This window comes from Methylobacterium sp. XJLW, assembly GCF_003254375.1.
GTDB lineage: Bacteria > Pseudomonadota > Alphaproteobacteria > Rhizobiales > Beijerinckiaceae > Methylobacterium > Methylobacterium fujisawaense.
Map to the genome: position 1 here is coordinate 5255006 of NZ_CP016429.1, position 25689 is coordinate 5280694.

Here is a 25689-nt window from a genome sequence, read left to right on the forward strand (position 1 = left end):
TCAGCGGACGGCGATCCCGAGCGTCCTGGGCAGCGCGACCGTCCGGGATGCCTCCGGCTGGCCCGGCCGGGCCAGCATGTGCGAACAGCCGTTCTCGCAGAAGGCGCGGAGCGTGCGCCGGTCGAGCCCGATATCGCTCAACATATCGTCGTCGAGGGCCGATAAGATGCGCATGTTTCGCGCGGTGATGCGGTTTTTTCGAATGTATTTAACGAACGAGAGGATCATGATCTGGTCTCCGTTGTGCCAAAAAATCGGTTCTTTATCCAATTTCGGCCGGATCAGTGTCGATGAATCGTCTCTTTCTCGCATCATCTGTTCAGGTTACTGCGTGTTGTCGAAGTAGACTTGTTTGCCGGGGGCGAGCCTGTTGCGGCCTGCCGCCTGACAGGGCAGGCTCTGCCGGTCCAGACGACGCCCCTCCGTCCCGCACGGGAAACCGAGGACGGCTCTACACACCCGCGATCGGCTGCGGGCAGAGCAGGAGCAGGCGCATCAACTCGGCCTGGCGGCGCGTCCCCGTCTTCTCGAAGAGGTGACGCAGGTGCACGCGTGCCGTGTTCCGGGTGATCTGGCGGCGCGTCGCGCTCGCCGCGAGGTCGTTCCCCGCCAGGATGTCGATGGCCAGGGCCGCCTCCGCGGGGGTAAAACCGAACTGGTCCTGCAGAACGCCGGGATCCGGCAGGCGTGGCGCCGCGGGGTCGATGAGGCGCAGGAGAACCGCGCCCTCGGCGATCGGGCGGAAGGCCCCGGGGATCGCGCAGGCGGCGACCAGGAGTGTCCCGTCGGGGCCGTCCAGGCGCACCGCGGCGCCGCGCTGGCCGGCGGCGCAGCGGTCGATGACGCGGCGGAGCGTCGCGCTGTCCTCCGGCCCCGCGCCGCGCAGGCCGCCGTGCTCGAGCCGCAGAAGGCCCCGGTCGATGAGGGATTGCGCAGCCCGGTTCAGGAAATAGGGCCGACCGCTCCGGTCGGTCACGGCCAGCCCCTGTTCGAGATGCTCCGCCAGGAGGTGGAGTGCGGCCTCCACCACGAACGCGTCCGGGACGGTGGGGGCGCCGCCGGACTGGGACCGCCGCGCGTGCACCGGGCCGGCCTCCGGCATGCCCCCGGTTCTGCGGATGTTCATGTGCGATTGACTGATCACGCCAGGTTCCTCGCCGCATCGACTCCCCGATATCAGTAACAACCCGTCGGAAATGCCGATTATTCCCGTTTCAGCTCGGGCGCCCGCCGGCCCGAGACCGGAACAGGTCGGCGAAGGCGCGCAGGTCGCGCGGGTTGAGGTCCGACACCGCCCAGTAGGTGAGGTCGCCGAGGTGCCAGCGCTCGATCGTGGACCCGTCCCGCCGTCCCTCGCCGTCCGCAGCCCCGTCGGCGGCGGAGACCACCGTGACGCTGATCACGTGCCGGTCGCGGCGATAGACCAGGGTCGGCACGGGGGTGCCGGCGACGATGTCGACCCGGCCGCCGATCAACGGGAAGCCCCGGTCCGACAGGTCCGGAGCCTCGGGCGCGATGGTGGTCCGTCCGTTGAACCAGGGTTTCACCACGTGCCGGTCCGAGGAGGCGACGTCGAAGGGCTGGGGCGCCGCGAGGCCGCGGAGGTGGCCGGCGAGCACGGACGCGCCCGTATCGGGGGCGCCGCCGGGGCGGTCGAGATAGACGGCCCCGGCGCCGAGCGCGGCGCCGCCGGCGAGACCGAGGAGCAGCGTCGCGGCCAGCACCTGCCAGGAGCCGAGCCGGGTGCGGGATGGGGGCGGATCGGAGAAGCCGATCTGCTCGATCACGCCCGCCCGCAGGGTCTCCGGGGCCGACGGTCCCGCCAGAGGGCCGCGCAGGGCGCGCGAGAGGTCGCGGAGGCGCTCTGCCATCGCCCGCGCCGCGGGGTCCGCGGCGAGACGGCGCTCCATGGCCAGGACTTCGCCAGGGGACAGTTCGCCGTCCGCGTAGGCGCTGAGGAGCTGAAGGGTCTCGTCGTCGGTCATCGCCCGTCCTTCGCGAGCCGTACAAGCAGATGCTGCCGCGCGCGGCCGAGGCGCGACATCACGGTTCCGATCGGGACGCCGGTCACCGCGGCGATCTCCCGATAGCTGAGGCCGTGGTACTCGCGCAGGATCAGCGCCTCCCGGAAGGCCACCGGCAGGGACCCGACCGCCCGGGCGAGCTGCCCCGCCTCGTCGCGGGCGATGAGGGTCGACTCGGGCGTCTCCGGGGCCTCGGCCAGGGCGCCTCCGGTCTCCAGTTCGGCGCGGGCTTCGGGGGCGAGGTCGTCGGCGAAGACCACCGCCCGCGGCCGGTGCCGCTGCAGCCAGGAATAGCCGGTGTTGCGGACGATCGTCAGGAACCAGGCGCGGGCATTGCCTTCGGCGAACCCCTCGATCGCCCGGTACGCGCGCAGACACGCCTCCTGCATCACGTCCTCGGCGTCGGTGGCATTTCCGGTGAGCCAGTGCGCGAGCCGGTAACCCTCGTCGAGGCGCGGCAGGACGAACTGGCTGAAGCGCGCCCGCGCCAGGGTCGTCATGTCGGCGGCCGGGCCGGGCCCGCCCCGTCGAGAGCCTGCGAAGCCATGGGGTCCCGACCCTCGTGCTCCAGACCGCAGCGTTGTGCCACACGATCAGGAACCGGTGGGCGGCGGGATTTATTCCCGCCCCGCGCCGGGACTTTCGGTCCGACGGCGCGCGGCTCTGCGGCCGGGCCCCGACCTGCCTGGCGGCACGGGCCGGATGCGCGATCCCGGGCGTTCGCGTCCCTTCCAACGGGAAGGGGCAGGGCCGCCTCCTCGGAGACGGCGCCTGCCCCTGGATCAGCTCGCGGCTCGCGTCACGGTTCGGTGCCGCGATCGATCCCGAGCCGTCGGATCATTAGCGGCAGACCCGCCGCGGGCCCCAGGGAGTCGGGCGGAAGAAGCAGCGGGGGCCGTAGAAGCGCGGACGACGGTAGATCGGCCGGCAGCGCCCGTACGGGCCGGGCGCCCAGCCGGGTCCACAGCCGAAGGCGACGGTGCTGACAGACGCGGGGCCGGTGATCGCGGCGGCTCCGGCGGGTGCCAGGGGCGCCGCGCTGGCGGAGACGAGGCCGAGGCCGCCGATGACGGCCGCGGTCGCCGCGAACATCTTCACGTGCATCATGATCTGACCTTCTGTTCGATTTGTGCCGGTCGGGACCGACACAAGGCCACGATAGAATGGTCGTCTCGCCTGAATGTGGGCTGACCTCCGCCATAACCGTCCAGAAACAAACATTCCGGAACCCTCCGGCGGCGACTGCCGAGAGCAGACTTCCGGTCCGAACCGGCGTGATCGACGGCTCCTGAGGCGCTGCGGATGGGGGGCCTCGGCCGCCGACGATGACGCCCTTCGGCTCGCGCAGGGGCGCGCGCAGGGGCTTGCGCCGGATCGGGCTGCTGCGTCTTCCGGCCCCCGTTCCCGCGCCTTGAAAGGCGCTCAATCCTGGCCGCCGTCGGGCCGATCCCGCTCCGCTCCGAGACGCGTCCCCTCCCCGGGGATGGCATCGCGGGGCGCCGGGGCGCGGGACCGTACCGGGCGGGGCGCGGGGAGTGAACGCGCCGCAGGAACAGAGCCGCAGGGCTCGTGTTGTCTGCCAAATCTTTTTCACGAGGCGCGACGATGTCGGGTACAGCGAAGAAGACCGACCCCAAGCTGTGGGAGAAGGTCAAGACGCAAGTCACGAAATCGGACAAGGGTGGCAAGCCTGGGCAGTGGTCGGCGCGCAAGGCGCAGATGGCGACCGCCGAATACAAGAAGGAAGGCGGTGGCTATGCCGGCAAGAAGACGGCCGACAACCATCTCCGGCAATGGACCGACGAGGAATGGGGCACGAAATCGGGCGAAGAGAGCGGCAAGACCGGTGAACGATACCTGCCCAAGAAGGCCCGCGAGAGTCTGACGGACAAGGAATATGCCGCCAGCACGGCCAAGAAGCGGGCCGATACCCGCAAGGGCAAGCAGTTCTCGAAGCAGCCGGAGGCCGCCGCCGAGAAGGCTGCCGCGGCGCGCAAGGACGGCAGGAAGGACGGCAGGTCTGCCGGACAGGGCAAGACGTCCGGCAAGGGCTCCAGCCGGTCGGAGCCGACCAAGGCCGAGCTCATGCGCAAGGCCCGCGCTCAGAACGTGCCTGGCCGGTCGCGGATGTCGAAGGCGCAACTGGAACACGCGGTCCACGCCTGAGGCGTGACGCGGAGGGCCATCGCCAGGACGCAAGACGTCCCGGGCAAGACGTCCCGGGCAAGACGTCCCGGGCAAGACGTCCCGGGAATGACTCCCGGGACGCTCCTCGGCTCAAGCGGCCAGTTTGATCGGGCTGGGGATGCTCAGGTCGAGAAAGGATACGGCCTGCTCAGAGGGCCTCGCGCTGTCCCGGTGGCCGGGACGCAGCCCCCCGCGGCGCGGGGGGCGCGATCGCGCGAGGATCTCAGTACGAGCCGAACTTGTAGTTCAGGCCGGCGCGGACGACGGCGAACTCGTCATCGCGGCGGCCAATGGTGTTGTACGCCACCGGGAAGTTGTTGGCGGCGTTGATGACGAACGCGCCCTGGTTGCGGGTGTTGCGGTCGAGGTTGACGTACAGGCCTTCGACCTTGAGCGTCACGGCCGAGGAGCGGAAGAAGTTCAGGAAGGAGTCGGTGGGCAGGGCATACTCGATGCCGCCGCCGACGGCGTAGCCGGTGCGGAAGCTGTCATTGCCGGCGTAGCCGCCGAAGGAGCGGTCGGCGCTGCCCGAGCCGTAGGCGAAGCCGCCGGTGCCGTAGAACAGCACGCGATCGAAGGCGTAACCGATGCGGCCGCGGACGGTGCCGAAGAAGTCGAGGCTGGAGAGGCCGCGCGGGTCGGTGACGTAGTAGCCGGGAGCCAGCGGGCCGACGACGAAGGCGTTGTTCCGGTTGCGACCGAAGTCGAGGTACTGGGCGTCCGCCTCGATACCGACGACGATGCCGGAGCCGGGGGTGAACTGGAAGTTGTAGCCAACCTGGCCACCGCCGGAGAAGCCTTCCTGGTTGCGCTGGTTGAAGAAGGCGGTGGTGCCGTTGCCGTACGGGAAGGGCACGGCGAAGCTGTTGGTGTTGTTGCTGCTGGCGTCGAAGGCGTAGCCGGCGTTGATACCGAAATAGGCGCCGGTCCAGGTGAAGACCGGGACGGGGGTGAAGACCGGCGGCGGGGCGGCGCGGCGCGGCAGGTCGGCGGCCGAGGCGGCGCCGGTCAGGAGGGCCGTGGCGGCGCTCGCGAGAAGAAGCTTCTTGATCATCTGGTCCTCTGTCTCCCGTTGTGCGGGATGTGTGCGGGGCGGACAGAACGACAGGGCGTGCCAGGGCGATAGTGCGTCGCCGCAACAGCCCGGATACGGGCCCTCCCGCCAAGACAGCCAAGTGTGCTGGGGCACATCCCGATCGGGATTGGTCGAAGCGCTCTCGACCATGTGTATCGGAGTGTTTCCGAGAACAAAAAGCCCCGCCGCGCGGTGCGGACGGGGCTGAAGTTCGTTCGTAAACGTTCCCAGGACCAACCAGGAAGCTTCGACATTCACTAGAGCCTACCGGCAGGCGGCCCGCAAGTCCGTCTGCGACCCGAAGAGCGGTTAACATTAATTTACGAACAGCCCAGATCGGTCCCCCGGATTGCCCGCTTGCGCGAGGCAGGAGATCTGCTCCGGTCCGGGAGCGTATCGGATCGTTGCCCGTCGGGTTCGCGCCGGCCCGGCCCTGATCTTCCGGCGTCCGACGGCGGATGCGCCCGCGCGAATAGGGGGCCCGGCCGGATCCGGATCTCGGGCGGACGACCGTGAGTCCGGCCGCGGCCCCATGGACCGATCGATCTCCTGGACCGATCGATCTCCCGGGACGCCGCAGATCTCGCGCAAGACCCGGTGCCGGCTCCCGGTGCGGACCCGCTCCGCCCGGCCTGTGGGGAAGAACCTGCGGCCGCCGCACGGCCGAACGGCCGCGGCTTTCCCGGCGCATATCAGGCCCTATCTGCCCGGCCTCGTCATCGGTGGAGAGTTCAGGAGACGCGCATGGGACCCGTCGCGCTGCCTTCGATGCCGGTCCTCCCGGCCCGTATCGGGATCGGGCATCTGTGCCCCACGCCCGCCGGGAGGCTTCGGTGACGGACACGCCGGCCCCCTACATCGCGGTCGCGTTCCTCTCGGCGCTGTTCCTGCTGGTGGCCGGGCTGCAGGCGGAGGGGCTCCTATGGTAGGCTGCTCCGCCCGGGACCCGTGCGCACCCGCGCCTCCATCCGCACCGATGCCCGGCCGCGCCGGGACATGACATGTCCGCGAGCGTAGCGCGTCGATGTTCGGCTTCTCCCTCAATGCGACCGAGCCTGACAGCGTCGCGCACATCATCCAGGTGGCGCTCGCGCCCGCCTTCCTGCTGTCGGCCCTGGCGACGCTGCTCAACGTGTTCTCGACCCGACTCGGCCGGATCTCCGACAAGGTCGACAGCCTCTCGGCGGAGACCGCCCGGGCCACGGCCGCCGAGGCTGTCCGCCTCACCCGCCGTCTGACCTTCCTGCGGCGGCGCTCCTTCGTGCTGGACGTGGCGGTGGTCCTGGCCTCGCTCGGAGGCGGGCTGATCGGCCTGGCGGTGCTGACCCTGTTCGTCGGGGCCCTGCGCGACGCGGCGACCGCCTCCGTCCTGTTCGCCTGCTTCGGCGCGGCGCTGATCTGCACGGTGGCGGCGATCGCGGCGTTCATGACCGAGATCCTCATGGCCGGCCGCGGTGTGCGCGACGAGGTCGAGCACCGTCAGGATGCGGTCACGACGCCACGGTGATTCCGCATCCGAATCACCCGGGCCGCGCCGGGGCCGGTCCAATCCTCGAATGCGCCCCGCAACGGTGCGCCAGCGGTGCCCCCGTGGCGCTTCGGGGCGTGCGGGGCGCCGTTCAGAGTGCAGAACGGTCGATCCGTGGTCGCGCGGACGGCCATGAACGATTGCGGCGTGCGGGAACCGGGCCTTAATCTTCCGACGGCCTGATGCCGCCGTCGGCTTCGCCTGAGTGTTCCGTGATGAGCTTCGCGATTATGATTGCCCTCGTTGCCGGAGCGCTCTGCCTCGGAGTCCTGTCCGCGCTCCTGCCGTTCGGGGGGCGGGAGGCTGAGGAACCGCAGGACCTGCTCCCGTACGAGGATGAGTTCTTCGATCTGGGCGGCCCGGTGATCGATCTCGAGGCGCGCCACACCCCCTGACCTCGCCGGGAGGTAACCTACGGGATGCCGGATTCCACCGTGCCGGGCGGCGGCGTCTGCCGGGCAGACCAGACGACCCGGCCTGCGGGGTCCCTCAGAGCCGCCGAGCCCGACCGGCCGGAGAGCAGCTGCGTGAAGCGTGCCTTCGCGGTGGCGACCGCCGCTTCGTCGGTGGCGCCGGGAATCTGCTCGTCGTGGATAATGATGCCGCCGGCACTCTCCCGGTGGACGATGCATTGCAGCCGGTAGGGCACCGGGGTCTCGATCGGGGCCATGGCGATCTCCTGGCCGGTCATGAGGGCGGCGCGCCGCCAGAGCCGGCGCGGCGACGCAGGATTCCGGACGGCGGCCGTTTGTCGGTCCGGATGGCGAGGACGCCGCAGGACATCCGGCCGGCCTGGGATCGATGACTGGCTCACCTCCTTACCAGATTCCTTCGGCGCGGGCGGGGCTCCCCGCCGCGGTCTTCGCGGCCGCCCCGGCCGTCGCCGGGGCACCCCGGTGACACGTCTCAAGGCTCTCGAAGCGCGGTTCTCGCCCCTGCTCGCCTGCCGGGTCAGCGGCATCCCGGGCCGGCCATGGGGCCCTAGCCGCGCCGGCGCCCGATGACGCGTGGGCGGTGCGTCGGCCTGTCCGGCAGGCGGGATGGGCTCGATCCGGCCCGGTCGTCGGCCGACGTCCGGGGCGCGGGCAGCAACAGGGGCGGCGGTCGGGGGCGCTCGACGACGACCGCCTCAAGCAGGACCGGCCGCATCGTCCGTGTGGGCCGCGTCACGGGCCCCGGACGTGTCGCGAGGGTTCCGAGGGCCCAGAGCCCGAGGCAAAGCAGGCCGATGAGGATCCCGTCCCAGGACGGCTCGGTCCGGCACATCAGGATGCCGGTCCCGGTGAGGGACGCCCCGGCCGCGAGCAGGCGCGGTGTCGGATCGGCGGAGTTCATGCCGTACCCTCCGTGGCGTTCCCTGAAGACGCGTGAACGGCATCGCTACACTTGTCGGCAACCCCCCTGTTCTCCCCGATGCACACAGCGGTCGCTGTGGTCGGTTCCGGCGAGCGCATCTCGATCCGCCAGCCCGGGATGGGATATCGGCGCCGCACGTCCAGCCGCCCGGCCCGTTGCTCGGCGCGGCGCGGATTCAGACCTCCACCTCTTCGACATGGAGGCCTCCGGCCCGCAGGTGGCTCGGGATCCGGGTGCTGTCGCGGAAGCCGGCTGCGCGCGCCATCGCGTCGAGGGCTGCAAGGGGATCGAGCGCGGAGCCGATCCAGAGGATCGCCCCCGTCGCCGCCTGCATGATCCGGAACACCTTCACGCCACGCCCCAAGTCTCGACCTTCGGACAAGCTCGGGGGGCTGCCGGGTGTTCCCGGCGGAAACGGCGCGGCCCGCAGCTCCCGCCGCCCTAAATGCCCGGAACGGCCTGCATCCGAACGGTTTGCGGCTCGGATCCGCTGCCCGGCGCCCCCGAGTCTTCCCCGAGGCCCATGACCGACTTCATTCGCTACACGCCCGACCTGGAGGCTCCGCAGCCCGATGAGGCGGCGGTCCATGCGGGCATGGTCGAGCAATTCGCCAAGATCCAGGGCACCACCCTGAAGGATGACGGCCACGCGGTGCGCGGGGTTCATGCCAAGGCGCACGGCCTGCTGGTCGGCTCCCTGGAGGTGCTGCCCGGACTGTCCCCCGCGTTCGCCCAGGGCGCCTTCGCGGCGCCGGGGCGCCACGATGTGGTTTTGCGCTTCTCGACCAATCCCGGCGACATCCTCGACGACAGCGTGTCGACACCCCGGGGCCTCGCCATCAGGAATCTCGGCGTTGCCGGCGAGCGCCACCGACACCCCGCAGGTGTTCAAGAAGGGCTTCTCGGCCCTGCTGCGCGGCGTCGAGGCGGTGCTTGAGGGACTCGGCACGAAGAGCCCGACAGTCATCGCCCTCGGCGGTCATCCCGAAACCCACATCCTGGGCGAGACCTTCTACAGCCAGGCGCCCCTGCGCTGGGGCGATTACGTCGCGAAGGTCGCGGTGGCGCCGGTCTCGCCCGAACTGACCGCGCTCACGGGCGCCGCCCTGAACGTCAACGGCAAGCCGAACGGCCTGCGCGAGGCGGTCGCGGCCTTCTTCGCCGCGCAGGCGGGCGTCTGGGAAATCCGGGCTCAACTCCTCACCAATCGCGAGACGATGCCGGTCGAGGACGCTTCGGTCCCCTGGCCCGAGGCCGAGAGCCCCTATCGCCCTGTGGCGCGCATCACCGTGCCGCGTCAGGAGGCCTGGAGCGACGCGAAGGCGCGGGCTCGCGATGACGGCCTCGTCCTCAGTCCTTGGCACGGCCTCGCCGCCCATCGTCCGCTCGGCGCCCTCATGCGCGCGCCGGGTGGTCTATCCCCGCTCGGCCGGCTTCCGGGCCGAGCACAACGGCTGCCCGATCCACGAGCCGGGCAGCGCGGCCGCATTCCGGGTCTGGATGCTTGCACGGGCATGCCCGAGGTCCGCGGCCGATTCGCGCCGCTCCCGTCCGGGCGGGAACAGGGCGGGCCGGGGGCGGTTCTCGAAGGCAAGCCGGCATGGGCCGGCACGTCGAGAATCCGATCGGGATCCAGGAGAGCCATGACCAGCCGAACCGTTCAATCCGCCCTGCTCGCTCTCGCCCTCGTCGCCGGCAGCGCCGGGATAGCCGCCGCGCAGAGCACGCCCAACGGCAACACCTCGTCCCCCGGCGCCCCTGCGGGCGACAACAGCACCGGCAACGGTGCCACCGGCAGCGGCGCAGCCCCGAGCGGACGGTAACGGGGCTCGACCATCAGGATCGCAGTCCGCGATCCTCACAACCGTGTCCCGTCCCGTCCCGCGGCCGACCGGCCTGCGGGACGTTCCGCATCCGGCACCGGATCCCGCAGGACAGGACGAGCCCGGAGCGCAGAGTCCGGTGTTTGGAACGGAGTGCCACTTTTCTAAGCAGCAGGAATCGCCATACTGGCGGCGGGGCCGATGCCATGTGCGCGGTCCGGACCACAACACGGGCGATGCGACCAAAACCGATCCTGCTGCTCACGGGTGAGAGCCCCGGTCATCGTCAAGCCGACGACTGGCGCGACGCCGTCGCGCCGTTCTGGGACTTCACGATCCGCAAGGAAGATCTGTCCGATTTCCGCGGTCAGTCGCGGGTTCGGCACCTCGGCACCGCGATCGTCTGCAGCGCCCGCGCCTCCGGGCTCCGGTTCGTGCGCGAGCGTGGCCTGGTGGCCCGGATGGGCGTCGATCACATCGTCGCCCACATGCGTGTCTCCGGACAATCGAGGGTGGCGGTCAGCGGCAGGGAGCAGGACTGCGCGCCGGGGGACATCTGCCTGTTCGACCTGTCGCGGCCCCTCTCCGCCGCCTCCACGGATTACGAGGCGATCACGGTCGTCCTGCCGCGGCCGCTCTTCGGCGTCCGGCAAAGCGCGCTCGACACCCTGCACGGGGCGGTGATCCGGGGTGCGACGCCGTTCGGCCGGATGCTCACCGACCACCTGCGCTCCCTCAGCACGCACGCGACCGGGTTCTCGGAGCCGGAGGCCGCTGCGGCAGCTGAGGCCACGGCGGCGCTTCTCGGTGTGGCGGCCTTGGGCCTGACGCAGGAGGATGGGGGCGTCCAGCCACTCGAGCGGGCCCCCCTGCTCGTCGCCATCCGGCGCTTCATCGAGGCCGAGCTTGCGTCCACGGACCTGACCGCCGAGGCGATCGGGCAGCGGTTCGGCGTCTCGCGCAGCGCCCTGTACCGGCTGTTCGTCCCCCTCGGGGGCGTGTCCGGCTATATCCGGCAGCGCCGGCTCGCCCGCGCCTATCGGGACCTCGCCGCCGGCGACGGGCGCTTCGCCCGCATCTCCGATGTGGCGTATCGCTGGCGGTTCGAGAGCCCCGCACATTTTACCCAGGCCTTCCGCGCAGAGTTCGGCTGCGCCCCTCGGGATGTCCGCGCGCAGGTCGCGATCGAACCCGGGAAATCGTCGGGCACAGAGCCGGCGGCCCCGTCGGAGACCTGGACCGACTTCTACGATTGGGTTCTCAAGCTGGCGGCCTGAGCGGATTCGGGCTCCGAACCGCGTGCCCCGGCTCCGGCGGGCGCTCTGGAGCCGCGATGACCTCCGGGATTCGGCAGCGGCACCCGCGGGTGTCGATCCCGGCCTCTCAGGGCACCTCCCGTGGCGCTGCCATCGGGCGATCCGCATGGAAGCAGCCGGGATCGCCTCCCCGGCGCTGCGGCTTCAGCCTTGCCCGATCCCGTCCGGTAGCCTGCCGCCGGCCCGGCGGCAGCGTCGTCCAGCCGATGGAGCCGCGCTGCGACGCACCGCCCGCCGGGACCTTCCGGTTCCTGCGGCAGGGGGGCGCCGGTCTGGTGCGTGGGATCGATCCTGGTTCGCTGAATGATGCGGCGTCGCCCCGATCGAGGCCGCCCGCGCCGGTGAGGCGGGCCGTGGCTTCGCCGTGGTCGCCGCGGCGGTGAAGGTGACCGCCGGACAGACCGCCCGGACGACGGACGAGATCGGCGGCCGGATCGCCGCGATCCGGGCGGCGACCGAACGGGCCGGGCCGGGGCGGCGGCGGTCTCGCTCAGGCCGGGAGGATGTGCAGCATCCCGCCGACCATGCCGAGCGCCCCCATGCCGATCAGCCCGACGGTGATGTACAGCCGCATCCGGCTCGCGTCGGCGGCCGACGACGGGGGGATGTCTTCGGGCAGGTCGGACCAATCCATCAGGTGAGTACAGCCGGTCGGGTGGGCGGGAGGCGCCGCCCTAGGCCGGCCCGATGACGGCTGGATGACGGGGCCGCCGCAGCGGCACAGGTCCCGGCTATGCTGCTGCCGCGATGCTGCCGCGATGCCGCCGCGATGCCGCCGCGGTGCGCCGCCGCGGTGCCGCGACGGCTTCACGAGCAGAACGTTCGCTGCCCGGGCGCGCAGGGGGACGGCGCCGCCGTCCTCGAATCCCGGCGTCTCCGGCAGGTCGACGGCCTTCGTCAGGGCCCTGCGACCGGCTCCGCCTCGACCTGGGCCATCGCGGCCCCGCCCTTCGATCGCCGTCGCCGTGGCGGGGATATCGTTGCGCGCGCCGTGCTCCATGGGGCCGCCGCATTGCGCGGCCCGTCCGGTTGCCGCCCCCGCCTGTCGCGGCTGGGGCTCCGGCTTCAGGGGCGGGATCGTGGGCCGGATCCCGCCCCGGCATGAGGCGAATCAGCGACGGTCCGGGGCTCCGGCCGCGCCGCCGGCCTTGTCGCCGCCCGGCTGGAAGCCGGCCGCATTCGGCGGTCCCTTCATCCGGCCGTCCTGTTGCGGCATCTCCGAGCCCGGTGATCCGGTCGTCGTCCCCGTCGTTGCGCCCTTCCCCGTCTCGTCCTTGCCCGTATAGCCGGCCGCATTGGGCGAGCCCTGCATGCGGGGGCCGGTATTCTCCGCGGCCGTGGCGGCCGCGCCCGTCGCCAGGAGGCCCGCGACGGTCAGGCTGATCAACGTCTTCATGTGCGAATCCTCGGAACGCTTCCCCAGGCTGCCTCTACCGGGCCTGTCGGGAGCAACGCGGCCGGACGGATCCCGTTCACGTTCCCGGGATCGGGGTTGCGCGAGCGCCGGGCCTGCGGGGAAATACTTGCTGCGATGCAATATTTCCGCGTCCGAGAAGGCGCGGCGCGCGTTTCGCGGAGTGATGTATTGATTTATCTTCGGGCTTGGGCGGGTTCGAACAATTGCAATCCACGGCAAAATCTGATTGAATATTCGTATACGTCGCGTCCTATCGTGGTGACTGAATTCGCTTGTGGCCTCTCGGGCTGCGCGAGGAGGTCGAACATGTACGCTTTGGCCAAGACCAAAGAGAGAACCGACTGGGAGCTGGTCGTCGTCTTCGGTGGCTGGATCGTCTTCGAGATCGCGATCCTGACGTTGTGCTTGGTGTCGATGTAGACGCTCTCGGAAAGACATCCGTTCTGGCCCGTCCGGTGCCGTGCGGGCCGGCCGTACGCATGCGCTGGGCCACCAATGCTTGGAGATGCTCGGAGGCGCTTGAGAGACATGCCCGTGCCGGGGCATGCTCTGCCGATCGCAGGACACGCCGACAGGATCGGCGCGACGGCAGGGGACGGGTGCATGGCGAAGGCGGTGCGGGCGGGCGGCGATCGCGAGGCGCGTCAGAGACCCCCGGCCGAGGACGTCCACGCTGCGGAACTCGCCCGCCTGCGGGCCGAGGATTCGGCGCCGCGGCCGCCCGGCTGGCAGCTCTCGCTCCAGGCCGTGCGGCGCTTCATCTGCGGTGACGGCGCGACCCCCGCCAAGGTGGTCTGCGCGCCCGCGCTGGTGGAGCGGGCCATGGTCACCCTGGCGACCTCGCGCGCCCTCCTGCTGATCGGGGAGCCCGGGACCGCCAAGAGCCTGCTCTCGGAACTCCTCGCCGCCGCGATCAGCGGGTGCTCGACCCTGACGATCCAGGGCGGTGCGTCGCTGACCGAGGACCAGATCCGCTACGGCTGGAACTACGCGCTGCTCGTCGCCGAGGGGCCGAGCCCCCGCGCCCTGGTGCCGGGCGCCCTCCATACCGGCCTCAGCGCGGGGCGGATCGTCCGCTTCGAGGAGCTGACCCGCTGCCCGCTGGAGGTGCAGGACAGCCTGCTCTCGGTCCTGTCCGACCGGGTGCTCGCCGTGCCGGAACTCACCGACGCGGACGGGATGGTCTACGCGCGCGACGGCTTCAACCTCATCGCCACCGCCAACACCCGCGACCGGGGCGTGAACGAGATGTCGGCGGCCCTCAAGCGCCGGTTCGGCTTCGAGACCGTGTTCCCGATCGCCGATCTTGAGGCCGAACTCGCCCTGGTGCAGCGCGAGGCCACCGCGCTTCTGGCCCGCTCCGGCGTGCCCCGCAGCCCGGATCCGGAGGTGCTCGAACTCCTCGTGACCTGCTTCCGGGAGCTGCGCGAGGCCGTGGATACGGAGGGCACCGGCATGGAGCGGCTCTCCTCCGTGATGAGCACCGCGGAGGCGGTCAGCGTCGCCCACGCCATCGGGGTGAAGGGCCATTTCCTGCGGGGCGATGCCGGCCAGCCGGAGGACATCGTCGCCTGCCTCGCCGGCACCGCCGCCAAGGACGACGCGGAGGATCTCGCCCGCCTGCGCCGCTATCTCGACCAGCGCGTCAGCCGCCGCTCCGGCGCGGCGTGGCGCCAGCTCTACGCGGCGCGGCACCTCCTCACCCCGCAATGAGCGGTCCCGCGCCGGATTCCGGCCGCCTGACCGTCATCGGCGTACGCCACCATTCCCCGGCCTGCGCCGGGCTCGTCCGGCGCAGGATCGCGGCGTTGCGGCCGGCCTTCGTGCTGATCGAGGGTCCGGTGGACTTCAACCCGCACCTGCCCGACCTCGCCCTCGGCCACGACCTGCCGGTGGCGATCTTCTCGTTCCGGTCGGATGCGACCGGCAGCGCCGCCTCCTACACGCCGTTCTGCGCCTTCTCGCCGGAATGGCAGGCGCTGGAGGCGGGCCGGGCGGTGGGTGCGCAGACGCTGTTCTGCGACCTGCCGGCCTGGGACCCGGCCTTCGGACGCCGCGCCAACCGTTACGCCGACCCGCACGGGGCCCGCGCCGAGGCCGCCGAGCGGGCGCTGGCCGCCGCCCTCGGCGTCGCCGACCAGGACGCCCTCTGGGACGTCCTCGCCGAGGCGGCCTCCGAGGCGGAGCTGCCGGCCCGGCTCGACCGCTACTTCGCCCTGCTGCGCCCGCCGGGCACGGACGATCCCGCCGAGGCGGCCCGCGAGCGCTTCATGGGCGCCTACGCGGCCCACGCCCTGCGGGCGGCCGGCGACCGGCCGGTGGTCCTCGTCTGCGGCGGCTGGCACGCGGACGCCGTCCGGCGCCACGCCGCGCAGGCGGACGGGACCCGGCCCGAGCCGGTGCCGCCGGAGCCGGACCTGCGCACCGGCAGCTACGTGGTGCCCTACGCCTATCTCCGGCTCGACCGGTTCTCGGGCTACGCGGCCGGCATGCCGGCGCCGGGCTATTACGAGCGCGTGGCCGAGGCGGGCCTCGCCCCCGCGGCCGACTGGGCGATGACGGCGATCACCGCGGCCCTGCGCGAGGCCGGGCAGGTCGTCTCCACCGCCGACCGCATCGCCTGGCGGGTCCATGCCGAGGCCCTCGCCCGGCTGCGCGCCCATCCGGCGATCCTGCGCGCCGACCTGATCGACGCGGCCCTCGCCGCCCTGGTGAAGGACGCCCTCGACCGCCCGCCCGCCTGGGCGGCCGGCGGCGCCGCGCCCGGCCACCCCGCGCTCGCCGCGATGCTGCGGGCGCTCACCGGCCGGCGCGAGGGACGCCTCGCTCCCGGCACCCGGCAGCCGCCCCTGGTGGCCGACGTCGCCGAGCGTCTGCGCGCCGCCGATCTGGAGCCGGGGCCGGCGCGCCGCAGCATCGACCTCGACTGGGCCGAGCCGGGCGACCGGGCGCGGGCGCACCTGCTGCACCGGCTGGCGCTGCTCGGGCTGCCGGGGATCGCCCGCGAGGGGCCGGACCGCGCCGAGCCCGGCCTGCCGCGGGAGCGCTTCACGCTCGTGCGCCACCCGCACTGGCTCGGCGCCCTGATCGAGGCCTCGCTCTGGGGCGGCACCCTGGAGATGGCCGCCGCCGCCCGGATCTCCGCCCGGGTCGAGGCGGCGCCGGATTCCCTCGCCGTTCTCACCGGGGCCCTGTCCGACGCGCTGTTCGCCGGGCTGACCCTGGAGGGCGATCTGCTGGCCCGCTTGAGCGCCGGCATCGCGGCGGCACACGACGTGGCCGCTTTGGGCGCCGCCGGGGCCGGGATCGTGCGGCTGTATCGGTTCGGCGACGCCTTCGCGCCTTCGCGGCCCGCCCTCGCCCGCCTCTGCGCCGCTCTGGCGGCCCGGGCGCTCTTCGTCGTCGAAGGCATCCGGGAGCCCCGCGCGGGGCTCGGCGCCATCCCGCTGCTCCTCGCCTGCCGCGACCTGTTCCGCGAGGTCGGCGCCGAGGTTGCGGGCCTCGACGAGCTGCGCGGGCCCTTCGCCGCCATGCTCGGCCGGCGCCTCGCCGACCCGGAGACGCCCCCGGCCCTCGCGGGGGCGGCCCTCGGCTTCCGGGTCGCCTGCGGCGCGGCCGGCTCGGACCCGGAGGCCGCCCTGTCCCGGCTGCGCCGCTTCGGCCTGCCCGCGACGCTGGGCGACTTCCTCGCCGGCCTGTTCGCCCTCGCCCGCGAGGAGATCGCCGCCGACGCCACCCTGGCCTCCGTCGAGGGGCTGGTGGCCGCCTGGGGCGATGAGGATTTCCTGCGGGCGCTGCCGTCCCTGCGGATGGCCTTCGCGTGGTTCCCGCCCCGGGAGCGTGAGCGCATCGCCGTGGCGATCCTGCGCCGGAGCGGCCTCGGCGAGGCACGGGCCGAGGTCGAGGCCCTGGCCTGGATGCGCCAGCGCGCCCGCCCGGCCGATCAGGCCGAGGCCCTGTCCCGCGAGGCGCGGGTCGCCGCGCGGCTCGCCCGCTACGGGTTGACCTGAGACGCGACAAGGAAAATTTTACCGCCGCGCCACGGGGGAGAGGACTGCATGCAGCGTTACGAGCTGACGGCGGGATCATCGGCGAAGTTCTGGGAGGCCGGGACCGAGGACAGCGTTCTCATCGTGAGATTCGGCCGGCTCGGCACGCAGGGGCAGTCCAAGACCAAGAGCTTCGCGAGCGCGCAGGCGGCTCGGGTCGAGCTCGACCGGCTGGTGCGGGAGAAGACCGCCAAGGGCTATCGCCCGGCCGGCGACGCCGCACCGGCTTCGGCCGCCGGGGCGACAGCCCAGGCCACGGTTGCCCAGGCCACGGTTGCCCGGGCCGCCGATTCCGAAACCGCCGAGGCCTCGCCCGCCCCCGCCGCCCGGGCGGAGGCGCGCTGCACCCCGGCAACCGGCGGCGCCCCGATCTTCTCCGGCACGCCCCTGCCCACGCGCACCCGCCCCGGCCCGCCCCTCGACGCCGCCGCCGACTGGGCGGCCTTCGCGGCGCGGATCCGCCCGCTGCTGGAAACCGCTCCCGACGAGGCCCGCGCGCCGGCCGAGGCCCTCGCCTCCCGGCTCGACGGCGCGCCGCCGGCCCCCGACCACGCCGAGGCCCGGCACTGGCTGGAGCAGCTCGAGGCGGCCTGCCCGGCGCTGAACCAGCGCCTCTGGGGTGCCAAGCCCGGACCGCAGGGGCCGGCGGCCCGGGCGGCGTTCACCCATTTCGCCCGCTGGCTCGTGGCCCGCTCCGGCACCGGGACGCTCGTGGCCCTGTTCGACCGGCTGCAGCCCCGCCCCTCCGGCCGGTACGGCTCCCTGCCGGTCTCGGCCTGGGACATGCCCACCGCCTTCGGCATCCGGGCCGCCCTGGCCGCCGCCCCCGAGGCGGAATACGCGGAGGCCCTGGAGGCAGCCCTCCGGCTCGCCGCCGCGGAGCCGGAGCCGACCCTCGCCCGCTGGCTCGCGGCGGTCTTCGCGGATGACCGGCCCGGCGCCGACCATGCCCTCTGCGCCCGCGCGGTGCTCGCGCGCTGCGACCCGCCGGATCCCAAGGCCTACGGCAATTCCCACGCCGCCCTGCCGCTGATCGTCGACCTGCCGCCGAGCCAGGCCGCGCCCTGGTACGCCGCGCCGTTCCACCGGGCGACCCTGGCGACCTGCGATGTCGGGGCCGAGGAGGCCGCCGCCACGGTGATCGCCGTCGCCGACGCGGCCGGCGAGCCGGCCACCCCCGCCCTCGTCTGGCTCCTGGAGGGAGCGGTCGGCCCCGAGCGCACGCTCATCGCCCGGGCGCTCCTGGAGACCCGGGCCGCCGACGCCCTCGACGCCCTCCTGCCCTTCGTGGGCACCAAGCTGGTCCGCGACGCCCTCGACGCCGCAGACGCGGCCTTCCCCGACTGGATGCTGCGGGCCTATCTCGGGGCGCTCCATGGCAAGGGGGAGCCCGCCTTCGGCCCGCGGGTCGTCACGCTCGCCGAGCGCCACGGACATGAGACCGCCCGCGCCTGGGCGGCGGCCGACGGGGGCCGGGGCGCGGGGCGCCTGGACCGGTTGCTCGCCGCCGGCAGCGGGCCGCAGGCGGCGCCGGAGGCCCTGCCGCCCGTGCTCCGGGACCCGCCCTGGCGGCGGCGCGGGGCCGCGCGCGCCCGGCCGGAACGGGTGGTGGCGCCGATCCCGACGCCCTTCGCGCACGGCTTCGACCCCGAGCAGGCCCTCGACCGCAGCACCTTCTACTTCCAGGCCGGAACGCTTGTGGAGGCCATGACGGACCTCGCGGCGCGGATCCGCGCCACCGAGGCGGAGGCCCTCTACGACATGCCGATCCCGCCGCCGGCCGAGCCCGTGCCCGCCGCTGACGCGGATCCCGCGGCGGCCCTGGCCTGGCTCGACCGCCGGCTCGACCTCACCCGCGAGCAGTTCACAGGCTTCTTCTACTTCAACTACGGGCCCTGGTTCCGGATGGTCGGGTGGCAGCCCGAGCCCCTGGCGCTGATGCTGTGGGAGAAGACCGGGCCGCAGCGCGCCCATTACGTGGCGTGGCGGCGCACCATCGCGGTGATGCTGTCCCGCTTCGGCGAGCGGGCCGTGCCCGGCCTCGTCCGCCTCGTCGCGGCGGATCCGGCGCAGCTCCTGCCGGAGGTCGAGCCGGTGGACGCCGCCGACCTCGCCCCGGTCGCCGCCCGGGTCTTCCACCGCACCCGCAAGCTCCGGCCGGCCGCGGCCGCGTGGCTGCGCGCCCATCCCCGCACCGCGGCGCTGCGGCTCCTGCCCGAGACCCTCGGGCCCGCCGGCCCGGACCGCGACGCCGCCGACGCGGCCCTGCGCTTCCTCGCCGCCGAGCCCGCGGGGCGCGCCGCCCTCGACGCCGCCGTCGCGGCCTATGCGGAGCGGGATCCCGGCGTGACCGAGGCGGTGGCCGCCGGGGTCGACAGCGACCCGCTGGAGCAGGTGCCGGCCAAGCCGCCGAAGCTCCCCGACTGGGTGGTCCCCGCCGCCCTGCCCCGCCCGGTCCTGCGGAGCGGGGGCGCCCTGCCCGACGCCGCCGTCACCGCCCTGTGCGAGATGCTCGCCTTCTCGGACCCACTGACGCCCTACGCGGGCGTCGCGCAGGTCCGCGCCGCCTGCACGCCGGAGAGCCTCGACGCCTTCGCGGTCGCGCTGTTCCAGTCCTGGATCGCCGCCGGCGCCAAGGCGACGGGGGAATGGGCCCTGCAGGCGCTGGCCCTGATCGGCGGCGACCACGCCGCCCGCGACCTCACCCGTCAGATCCGCGCCTGGGGGCAGGCCGGCCTGAAGCCCCGCGGCCGGGCCGGCATCGCCGTGCTCGCCGGGATCGGCACCGACGTGGCGCTGATGAACCTCAGCGCCATCGCCGAGAAGAGCCCGCTGCTGCAACTGCGCGAGGCTGCCCGCGCCGCCATCGTCGACGCCGCCGAGGCGCGCGGCCTCGACGAGGTCGACCTCGCCGACCGGCTCTCCCCCGATCTCGGCCTCGACGCCCGGGGCGGGCTCGACCTGTCCTTCGGGGAGCGCCGGTTCCGGGTCGGCTTCGACGAGACGCTGAAGCCCGTCCTGCGCGACGCCGAGGGCCGGCGGCTCGCCGCCCTGCCCCGCCCGACCAAGGCGGACGATCCCGAGGCCGCCAAGGCGGCGTCCCGGCACTGGGCGGCCCTGCGCAAGGACGCGGAAGCCGCCGCCGGCCTGCAGGTCACCCGGCTCGAGGCCATGCTGGCGTCCCAGCGCCGCGTCGCCCCCGGGGTGTTCTGGCCGTTCTTCGCCGCCCACCCGCTGATCCGCCACCTCGCCGGGCGCCTCGTCTGGGGGTTCTATCCGGACGGTGCGCCCGCGACGCCGCCGGGGCACGTCTTCCGCCTCGCGGAGGATCTCTCGCCGACCGACGCCGCGGACGACGCCCTCGCCCTCGACGTCGCGGCGGCCGAGGGCGTGGTCGGCCTCGTCCATCCCCTGCACCTCGACCCGGAAGCGCTGGCGGCCTGGAGCGGCTTGTTCGCCGATTACGAGATCGCCCAGCCCTTCCCGCAACTCGCCCGCGAGACCTTCGCGTTCACCGAGGCCGAGCGGGGCGGCGCCGAGACCCTGCGCTTCGACGGAATCCGGGTGGGCGGCCGCCGCCTGCGCGGCCTGCGGCCCCAGGGCTGGTCGACCGACACCGGTGGCGAGCACGTCCATGCGGTGCAGCGGCCGGTCGCGCTGCCCGACGGAACCCGCCTCGTCGCGGTCCTGCGCTTCGAGGACGGGTTCTGGCACCGGCCCGGCCCGGAGGGCGACGGGATCCAGACGCTGCGGACCCTGACCCTGTCCGAGACCGGCTGGCGCGCCGCGGCGACCCACCGGTTCGGCGACCTCGATCCGGTGACCGCCAGCGAGGTCCTGCGCACGCCGAGCCTGCTCGCCGCCGCCGGCGACGCGTGAGAGGGAGACAGCCCATGGAACGCTACGAGCTGGTCGAGGGCAGCGCGGCCAAATTTTGGGAGGTCGGTGTCTCCGGCCCGACGCTCACCGTCCGCTTCGGGCGCCTCGGCACCCAGGGCCAGAGCAAGGACAAGACCTGCGCCGATGCGGCCGCGGCCGTGAAGGAAAAGGACAAGCTCGTCCGCGAAAAGACCGCCAAGGGCTACGTCCGCGCCGACGGAGCGGCGCCCGCCCCGGCCGCGGCGTCCGCCCCGGCACCGACCGCCGCCGCCAGGAAGCCCGCCCCGGCGCAGGCGTCCGGGCCGGCCGGCGAGACGGTTGTCGAGCCAGCCGCGGAGCGGGCCGCGGAGCCGGCCGCCCCGCCGCCCGCCGAGCCCCCGCCGGCTGCCCCGGCGGAGCCCGTCCCGCCCCCGACCCGGCCGCGGTCTTCGAGGCGGTGCCGCTGCCGACCCGCCTGCGCCCCGGTCCGCGCCCGGACGCGGCGGAGGCTTGGCGGGCGATCGCGGCGCCGTTGGCGGCCGCGCTCGGCGATGCCGAGGCCGCGCGCCTCGCCGGGGCGCCGCCGGACCGGGACGGCCTCGCCGCTTGGCTGGACGCGATCGTCGACGCCGCGGAGGCGCGCCGACAGGGAAATCCGTCCCGGGCCGCCACCGGCGACGCCATCCTGCGGCGGGCGCTGGAGGCGATCCTACGCTACGCCGTGGCCCGGGGCGGGACGGAGGCCGTCGCCCGGCTGGCCGACCGGCGCCGCCCGACCCCGAAGACGCCGCGCCCCTACCAGCGCCTGTCCTGGGCGGAGCCGCTCCACCTCGCCCTGCGGGCCGCCCTGGTGCACGCCCCGGAGGCCGATTACGACGCCGCGGTCGCGTTCCTGAATGCGCGGATCGCCGAGGATCACGACTGGCCGGCGGCCTGCGCCTGCGCGTTCATCCTGGCCGACGACCGGCCCGCCCCGCACCCGCTCCAGCCCCGCGCCGTGCTCGAAGCCGCCGCTTCCGCGGGGATCGACGTGACGGCCGATACGGCCTTCGTGCCGCTGCTCGCCGATGCGCCGCCGGACGCGGTGGCGCCCTGGCGGACCAAGCGCAGCTACCATTTCTACTTCGTCTACTGCGCCGTCGACGCGGCCGAGGCGGCCGCGACCCTGCTGGCGGTGGCCCGCGCCGCCGGGCAGCCGGCCCTGCCGCCCCTCGACTGGCTGCTGCACTACGCCACCGACGACCAGCGCCGGACGGTCGCCCTGGCGATCCTGTCGACGGGGGAGGCCGGCGCGCTGCCGGCCCTGCTGCCCCATCTCCACGAGAAGCCCGTCGCGGCGGCCCTCGACGCGGCACTGGAGGCCGATCCCGCCGCGATCCTGCCCCGCTGCCTCGCCGCCCTCGCGGGCGGCCGATCGGAGCCGGCCCTGCGCGCCCGGGTGAACCGGGCGCTCGATATCCACGGGATCGACCGGGTCCGCGGCTGGCTCGCGGCGTCGGGCGGGCGTGGAGGGGGGATCCTCGATGCCCTGGCGGAGGCCCGCGCCGTGCCCCTCGCGGAGCCCGCCGCCTGGCCGCGGGTGCTGCGTGACCCGCCCTGGCGGGCCAAGGCCCGGACCCGGGACGACCTCGTCCTCGCCCTCACGCCGCTGCCGACGCCGTTCGCGCATGCGGTGCCGGAGGTGGCGCCGAGCTACTGGCGGGAGCGGAATGCCGTGACCCTCAATGGCCTGGAGGCCCTGCCGGCCTTCGTCACGGCCGCCGAGCTGGCCCATCCGACGCAGGGCTGGAGCCGGATCCCGCCCCCGCTCTCCGAGCCGCCGCGCGACGACCCGCCGGCCCTGATCGCCTGGGTCGCCGCCCGCGTCGCCCAGATCGACGAGGCCTGCCGCTACTGGGCGAACTCGCCCTATCGCCAACTGGTCGGCAGCCTGGAGCGGCAGCCCGAACCCCTGGCGCTCGCCCTCTGGGCCCAGTCGCGCGTCGTTGCGGGATGCTTCCACGTCTCGCAATGGCCGGAGATCGTGTGGGAGATGCTTTCGCGGTTCGGCGAGCGGGCGATGCCGGGTCTCGTCGGGCTGGTCGAGGCCGATCCGGTCGGGCTCCTGCCGGCGGTCCTGGCGGTGGACGATGGCCGTCTCGCCGTGCCTGCCGCCCGCGCCCTCACGAAGCTCAAGAAGGCCCGCGAGCCGGCCCTGGCGTGGCTGCGCCGCCATCCCGAGACCGCCCTCATCCGCCTGCTGCCCGACGCCGTGGGCCGGCCCGGGGCGCTGCGCGACGCTGGCGAGCACGCCCTGCGCGTGCTGGCGCAGGACCGGGCGGACGGCCGCGCCATCATCACTTCCGTGGCTGCGCGCTACGCGGACCAGGCACCGGACGTGACGGAGGCGGTCGCGCAGGTGCTCGACCGCGATCCCCTCGCCCGCGTCCCCGCCAAGGTCGGCAAGCCGCCCGCCTGGGTCGTGCCGTCCATGCTGACCCGCCCGCGTCTGCGGGACGGGACCGCCCTGCCGGACGCGGCGATCCTGACCCTCTGCGAGATGCTGTCCTTCACCAACCCGGACGCCGTCTATGCCGGCGTGCCGATGGTCCGCGAGGCCTGCACCGAGGCGAGCCTCGCGGCCTTCGCGTGGGACCTGTTCTCCGCCTGGATCGCCGCCGGGACGCCCTCGAAGGACGGCTGGGCCCTGCGCGCGCTGGGCTGGTTCGGCACCGACGCCACGGCCCGCGACCTGACCCGCCTGATCCGCCGCTGGCCCGGCGAGGCCGCCCACGCCCGCGCGGTCACCGGACTCGACGTGCTGGTCGATATCGGCACCGACGTCGCGCTGATGAACCTCAACGGCATCGCCGAGAAGCTGAAGTTCAAGGGGCTCCAGGAGAAGGCCCGGCAGAAGATCGCCCAGCTCGCCGAGGCCCGCGGCCTCACCCCCGAGGAGCTGGCCGACCGGCTCGCCCCCGACCTCGACCTCGACGAGCGCGGCGGCCTCGACCTCGATTTCGGCCCCCGCGGCTTCCGGGTCGGGTTCGACGAGACCCTGAAGCCCTGGGTCCGGGACGCCGCCGGCCAGAGGCTCAAGGACCTGCCCAAGCCCGCCAAGGCCGACGATGCCGGCAAGGCCGCGGCGGCGGTGGCCCGCTGGGGTGCCCTGAAGAAGGACGCGCGGGCCGTGGCGAGCCTGCAGGTGGCCCGCTTGGAGGCGATGCTCGCCGGCGCCCGCCGGGTCCAGCCGACGGTGTTCGGCCCCTGCTTCGCCGCCCACCCGCTCGTGCGCCACCTCGCCCAGCGCCTCGTCTGGGCCACCTTCGCGGATGCCGACCCGCGGACCGGCCCGGGCCTGACCTTCCGGGTGGCCGAGGACCTGACCTTCACGGATGCCGACGACGCGCCGCTCGACCTCGACCTGACCGGGGCGGCCCCGGGCCTGATCGGCCTCGTCCATCCCCTGCAACTCGACCCCGGGGCCCTGGCCGCCTGGGGGGCGCTGTTCGGCGACTACGAGATCGTCCAGCCCTTCCCGCAGCTCGCCCGCGAGACCTACGCCTTCACGGAGGCCGAGGCGGCCGCATCGACCACGAGCCGCTTCGCCGGGACAGTGGTGGAGGCCAACCGCCTGCGCGGCATGGCCGCGAAGGGCTGGCCCCTCGGGTCACCGCAGGATGGCGGTGTGGTCTGGTGGATCGAGCGCGCCGTCACCTTCCCGGGGGGCGCCGCCGGCCAGGCCTCGCTGATCTTCTCGGAGGGCCTGTTCACCGGCGCGGTGGAGTTCGAGGACCGGGAGCAGACCCTCGGCGACCTGACCCTCGGCTCGCCCTGGAGCAACCGGACGGAGCCGGGCCAGCGGACCTTCGGCGCGCTCGCGCCGGTGACGGCGAGCGAGCTCCTGCGCGGACCGAGCCTCCTCGCCGGGACGCGGCTGCGGTGAGCCTCGACCCCGTCACGCGCTGGCGGCTCATCCTGGGCGAGGCGGCGGAGTCCGCCTGCGCGGGGGCCGGCTGCGCCCTGTCGGGGGAGGCCGCCGCCATGGATCAGGCCCTCGACTGGCTCTACGGCCGCGACGCCGAGGGGACGGCGCGGGGGGAGCGGCGCCAGGGCGGCCGCGAGGGCTCGACCCTGACGGTGCCGGGCTGGATCAACGCGGTCCACACGCTCTTCCCCCGCGAGACCATCGAGCGGCTGGAGCGCGACGCGATCGAGCTCTACGCCATCGACGACGTGGTCACGAACCCCGAGGTGCTGGCCCGGGTCGCGCCGAACGAGACGCTGCTGAAGGCGGTCCTGCGCACCAAGCACCTGATGGCGCCCGACGTGCTGGTGATGGCCCGCAAGCTCGTCCAGGAGGTGGTGCGGCAGCTGATGGAGCGGCTGGCCCGGGACCTCGCGGTGGCGTTCTCGGGGGTGCTCGACCGGCGGCGGCACACGCGCCTGCCCGGCGCCCGCGACCTCGACCTGAACCGGACGATCCGCGACAACCTGCGCCACTACGATCCCGAGAGCCGGCGGATCACCGTCGAGCGGCTGCACTTCTTCGCTCGGAACCGGCGGCAGATGCGGCCCTGGCAGGTGATCCTGCTCGTCGACCAGAGCGGGTCGATGCTCGATTCGGTGATCCACGCCTCGGTGATGGCCGCCTGCCTGTGGAAGCTCCCCGGCATCCGCACCCATCTCGTCGCCTTCGACACGGCGGTGGTGGACCTGACCCGCGATTGCGACGACGCCTGCGAGCTGCTCATGAAGATCCAGCTCGGCGGCGGCACCGATATCGGCGGGGCCCTGCGCTACGCGGCCGGCCTGATCGCGGCGCCGGAGCGAGCGATCGTGGTCTTGGTCTCCGACTTCTACGAGGGCGCGAGCGAGGCCGCCCTGGTCGCTCAGGTGCGGGCGCTCTCCGGCCAGCGCACCCGCGTGCTCGGGCTCGCGGCCCTCGATTCGGCGGCCCGGCCCGCCTACGACCGGGCGATGGCCCAGCGGCTCGTGGCGGCCGGTGCCGAGATCGCCGCGATGACGCCCGGCGAACTCGCCGGCTGGCTCGCCGCCGCGATCCGGAGCTGAGCCG

General features: G+C 73.6%; 21 protein-coding genes and 3 pseudogenes. 13 read left to right on the plus strand and 11 right to left on the minus strand.

What is annotated here, in order from left to right; translation table 11 throughout:
• The 5 genes from A3862_RS24265 to A3862_RS24285 form a co-directional block, all read right to left on the minus strand.
• Entirely contained in the window at positions 1–228 is a 228-nt protein-coding gene (locus A3862_RS24265; RefSeq protein ID WP_043756561.1) for a DUF1127 domain-containing protein, read from the minus strand.
• A 223-nt stretch (positions 229–451) separates the two neighbouring features.
• A complete protein-coding gene (locus tag A3862_RS24270; protein WP_043389287.1) occupies positions 452–1144 on the minus strand; it encodes a helix-turn-helix transcriptional regulator in 693 nt (230 codons plus the stop codon).
• A gap of 70 nt (positions 1145–1214) precedes the next feature.
• Entirely contained in the window at positions 1215–1985 is a 771-nt protein-coding gene (locus A3862_RS24275) for an anti-sigma factor family protein (protein ID WP_043354133.1), read from the minus strand.
• Complete coding sequence (locus tag A3862_RS24280) at positions 1982–2524, minus strand: sigma-70 family RNA polymerase sigma factor (protein WP_043389281.1); 543 nt, start codon at positions 2522–2524, stop codon at positions 1982–1984. The genes A3862_RS24275 and A3862_RS24280 overlap by 4 nt, the downstream gene beginning before the upstream one ends.
• Before the next feature lie 340 nt (positions 2525–2864).
• Positions 2865–3131 carry a GCG_CRPN prefix-to-repeats domain-containing protein gene (locus A3862_RS24285; RefSeq protein ID WP_043354130.1) on the minus strand — a complete coding sequence of 89 codons (267 nt, stop codon included), beginning with the start codon at positions 3129–3131 and terminating at the stop codon, positions 2865–2867.
• Between the two features lie 498 nt (positions 3132–3629).
• Between A3862_RS24285 and A3862_RS24290 the strand changes: the two genes are divergently transcribed.
• A complete protein-coding gene (locus tag A3862_RS24290) occupies positions 3630–4190 on the plus strand; it encodes a hypothetical protein (protein ID WP_043389277.1) in 561 nt (186 codons plus the stop codon).
• 244 nt (positions 4191–4434) lie between these two features.
• Here the strand turns inward: A3862_RS24290 and A3862_RS24295 are convergent, their stop codons facing one another.
• Complete coding sequence (locus A3862_RS24295) at positions 4435–5265, minus strand: outer membrane protein (protein ID WP_111474047.1); 831 nt, start codon at positions 5263–5265, stop codon at positions 4435–4437.
• A gap of 1045 nt (positions 5266–6310) precedes the next feature.
• Here A3862_RS24295 and A3862_RS24300 point away from each other — a divergent pair.
• Positions 6311–6793, plus strand: a complete 483-nt coding sequence (locus tag A3862_RS24300) for a DUF2721 domain-containing protein (RefSeq protein ID WP_043355782.1) — start codon at positions 6311–6313, stop codon at positions 6791–6793.
• A 236-nt stretch (positions 6794–7029) separates the two neighbouring features.
• Entirely contained in the window at positions 7030–7209 is a 180-nt protein-coding gene (locus A3862_RS24305; protein WP_043355784.1) for a hypothetical protein, read from the plus strand.
• 17 nt (positions 7210–7226) lie between these two features.
• Here A3862_RS24305 and A3862_RS24310 read toward each other — a convergent pair whose 3' ends face one another.
• The 3 genes from A3862_RS24310 to A3862_RS31660 all read right to left on the minus strand — a co-directional run bounded on the left by A3862_RS24310 (position 7227) and on the right by A3862_RS31660 (position 8522).
• A complete protein-coding gene (locus A3862_RS24310; RefSeq protein WP_043756558.1) occupies positions 7227–7484 on the minus strand; it encodes a hypothetical protein in 258 nt (85 codons plus the stop codon).
• 311 nt (positions 7485–7795) lie between these two features.
• Complete coding sequence (locus tag A3862_RS24315; protein ID WP_043382308.1) at positions 7796–8149, minus strand: hypothetical protein; 354 nt, start codon at positions 8147–8149, stop codon at positions 7796–7798.
• 196 nt (positions 8150–8345) lie between these two features.
• Positions 8346–8522 carry a hypothetical protein gene (locus A3862_RS31660; protein ID WP_159020300.1) on the minus strand — a complete coding sequence of 59 codons (177 nt, stop codon included), beginning with the start codon at positions 8520–8522 and terminating at the stop codon, positions 8346–8348.
• Positions 8523–8693: 171 nt separating this feature from the next.
• Here A3862_RS31660 and A3862_RS24320 point away from each other — a divergent pair.
• The 4 genes and pseudogenes from A3862_RS24320 to A3862_RS24335 all read left to right on the plus strand — a co-directional run.
• Positions 8694–9655, plus strand: a pseudogene (locus A3862_RS24320) (catalase family protein); the annotation flags it as partial.
• A gap of 158 nt (positions 9656–9813) precedes the next feature.
• On the plus strand, positions 9814–9993 hold the full coding sequence (locus tag A3862_RS24325; protein ID WP_043355788.1) for a hypothetical protein: 180 nt from the start codon (positions 9814–9816) through the stop codon (positions 9991–9993).
• A gap of 236 nt (positions 9994–10229) precedes the next feature.
• Positions 10230–11270, plus strand: coding sequence for a helix-turn-helix domain-containing protein (locus A3862_RS24330; protein WP_043756557.1), 1041 nt, complete (start codon positions 10230–10232; stop codon positions 11268–11270).
• Positions 11271–11625: 355 nt separating this feature from the next.
• Positions 11626–11775, plus strand: a pseudogene (locus tag A3862_RS24335) (methyl-accepting chemotaxis protein); the annotation flags it as partial.
• Between the two features lie 24 nt (positions 11776–11799).
• Here A3862_RS24335 and A3862_RS31855 read toward each other — a convergent pair.
• Both A3862_RS31855 and A3862_RS24345 read right to left on the minus strand, forming a co-directional pair.
• Entirely contained in the window at positions 11800–12309 is a 510-nt protein-coding gene (locus A3862_RS31855) for a hypothetical protein (RefSeq protein ID WP_193376733.1), read from the minus strand.
• A gap of 111 nt (positions 12310–12420) precedes the next feature.
• Positions 12421–12705 carry a hypothetical protein gene (locus tag A3862_RS24345; RefSeq protein ID WP_043756556.1) on the minus strand — a complete coding sequence of 95 codons (285 nt, stop codon included), beginning with the start codon at positions 12703–12705 and terminating at the stop codon, positions 12421–12423.
• 624 nt (positions 12706–13329) lie between these two features.
• On the opposite strand from A3862_RS24345, the gene A3862_RS24350 reads away from it, so the two are divergent.
• The 6 genes and pseudogenes from A3862_RS24350 to A3862_RS32455 all read left to right on the plus strand — a co-directional run bounded on the left by A3862_RS24350 (position 13330) and on the right by A3862_RS32455 (position 25685).
• Positions 13330–14439 (plus strand): ATP-binding protein, encoded by a 1110-nt coding sequence (locus tag A3862_RS24350; RefSeq protein WP_043756553.1) that lies wholly within the window; start codon positions 13330–13332, stop codon positions 14437–14439.
• Positions 14436–16736, plus strand: coding sequence for a DUF5682 family protein (locus tag A3862_RS24355; RefSeq protein WP_043756551.1), 2301 nt, complete (start codon positions 14436–14438; stop codon positions 16734–16736). Before A3862_RS24350 ends, A3862_RS24355 begins: the two co-directional genes overlap by 4 nt.
• A gap of 48 nt (positions 16737–16784) precedes the next feature.
• On the plus strand, positions 16785–20654 hold the full coding sequence (locus A3862_RS32450) for a DUF4132 domain-containing protein (RefSeq protein WP_043756549.1): 3870 nt from the start codon (positions 16785–16787) through the stop codon (positions 20652–20654).
• A gap of 14 nt (positions 20655–20668) precedes the next feature.
• Positions 20669–20809, plus strand: a pseudogene (locus tag A3862_RS32190) (WGR domain-containing protein); the annotation flags it as partial.
• A gap of 281 nt (positions 20810–21090) precedes the next feature.
• On the plus strand, positions 21091–24558 hold the full coding sequence (locus tag A3862_RS24365) for a DUF4132 domain-containing protein (protein ID WP_236961480.1): 3468 nt from the start codon (positions 21091–21093) through the stop codon (positions 24556–24558).
• On the plus strand, positions 24555–25685 hold the full coding sequence (locus tag A3862_RS32455) for a VWA domain-containing protein (RefSeq protein ID WP_111474048.1): 1131 nt from the start codon (positions 24555–24557) through the stop codon (positions 25683–25685). Before A3862_RS24365 ends, A3862_RS32455 begins: the two co-directional genes overlap by 4 nt.
• The last annotated feature ends 4 nt before the right edge of the window (positions 25686–25689 follow it).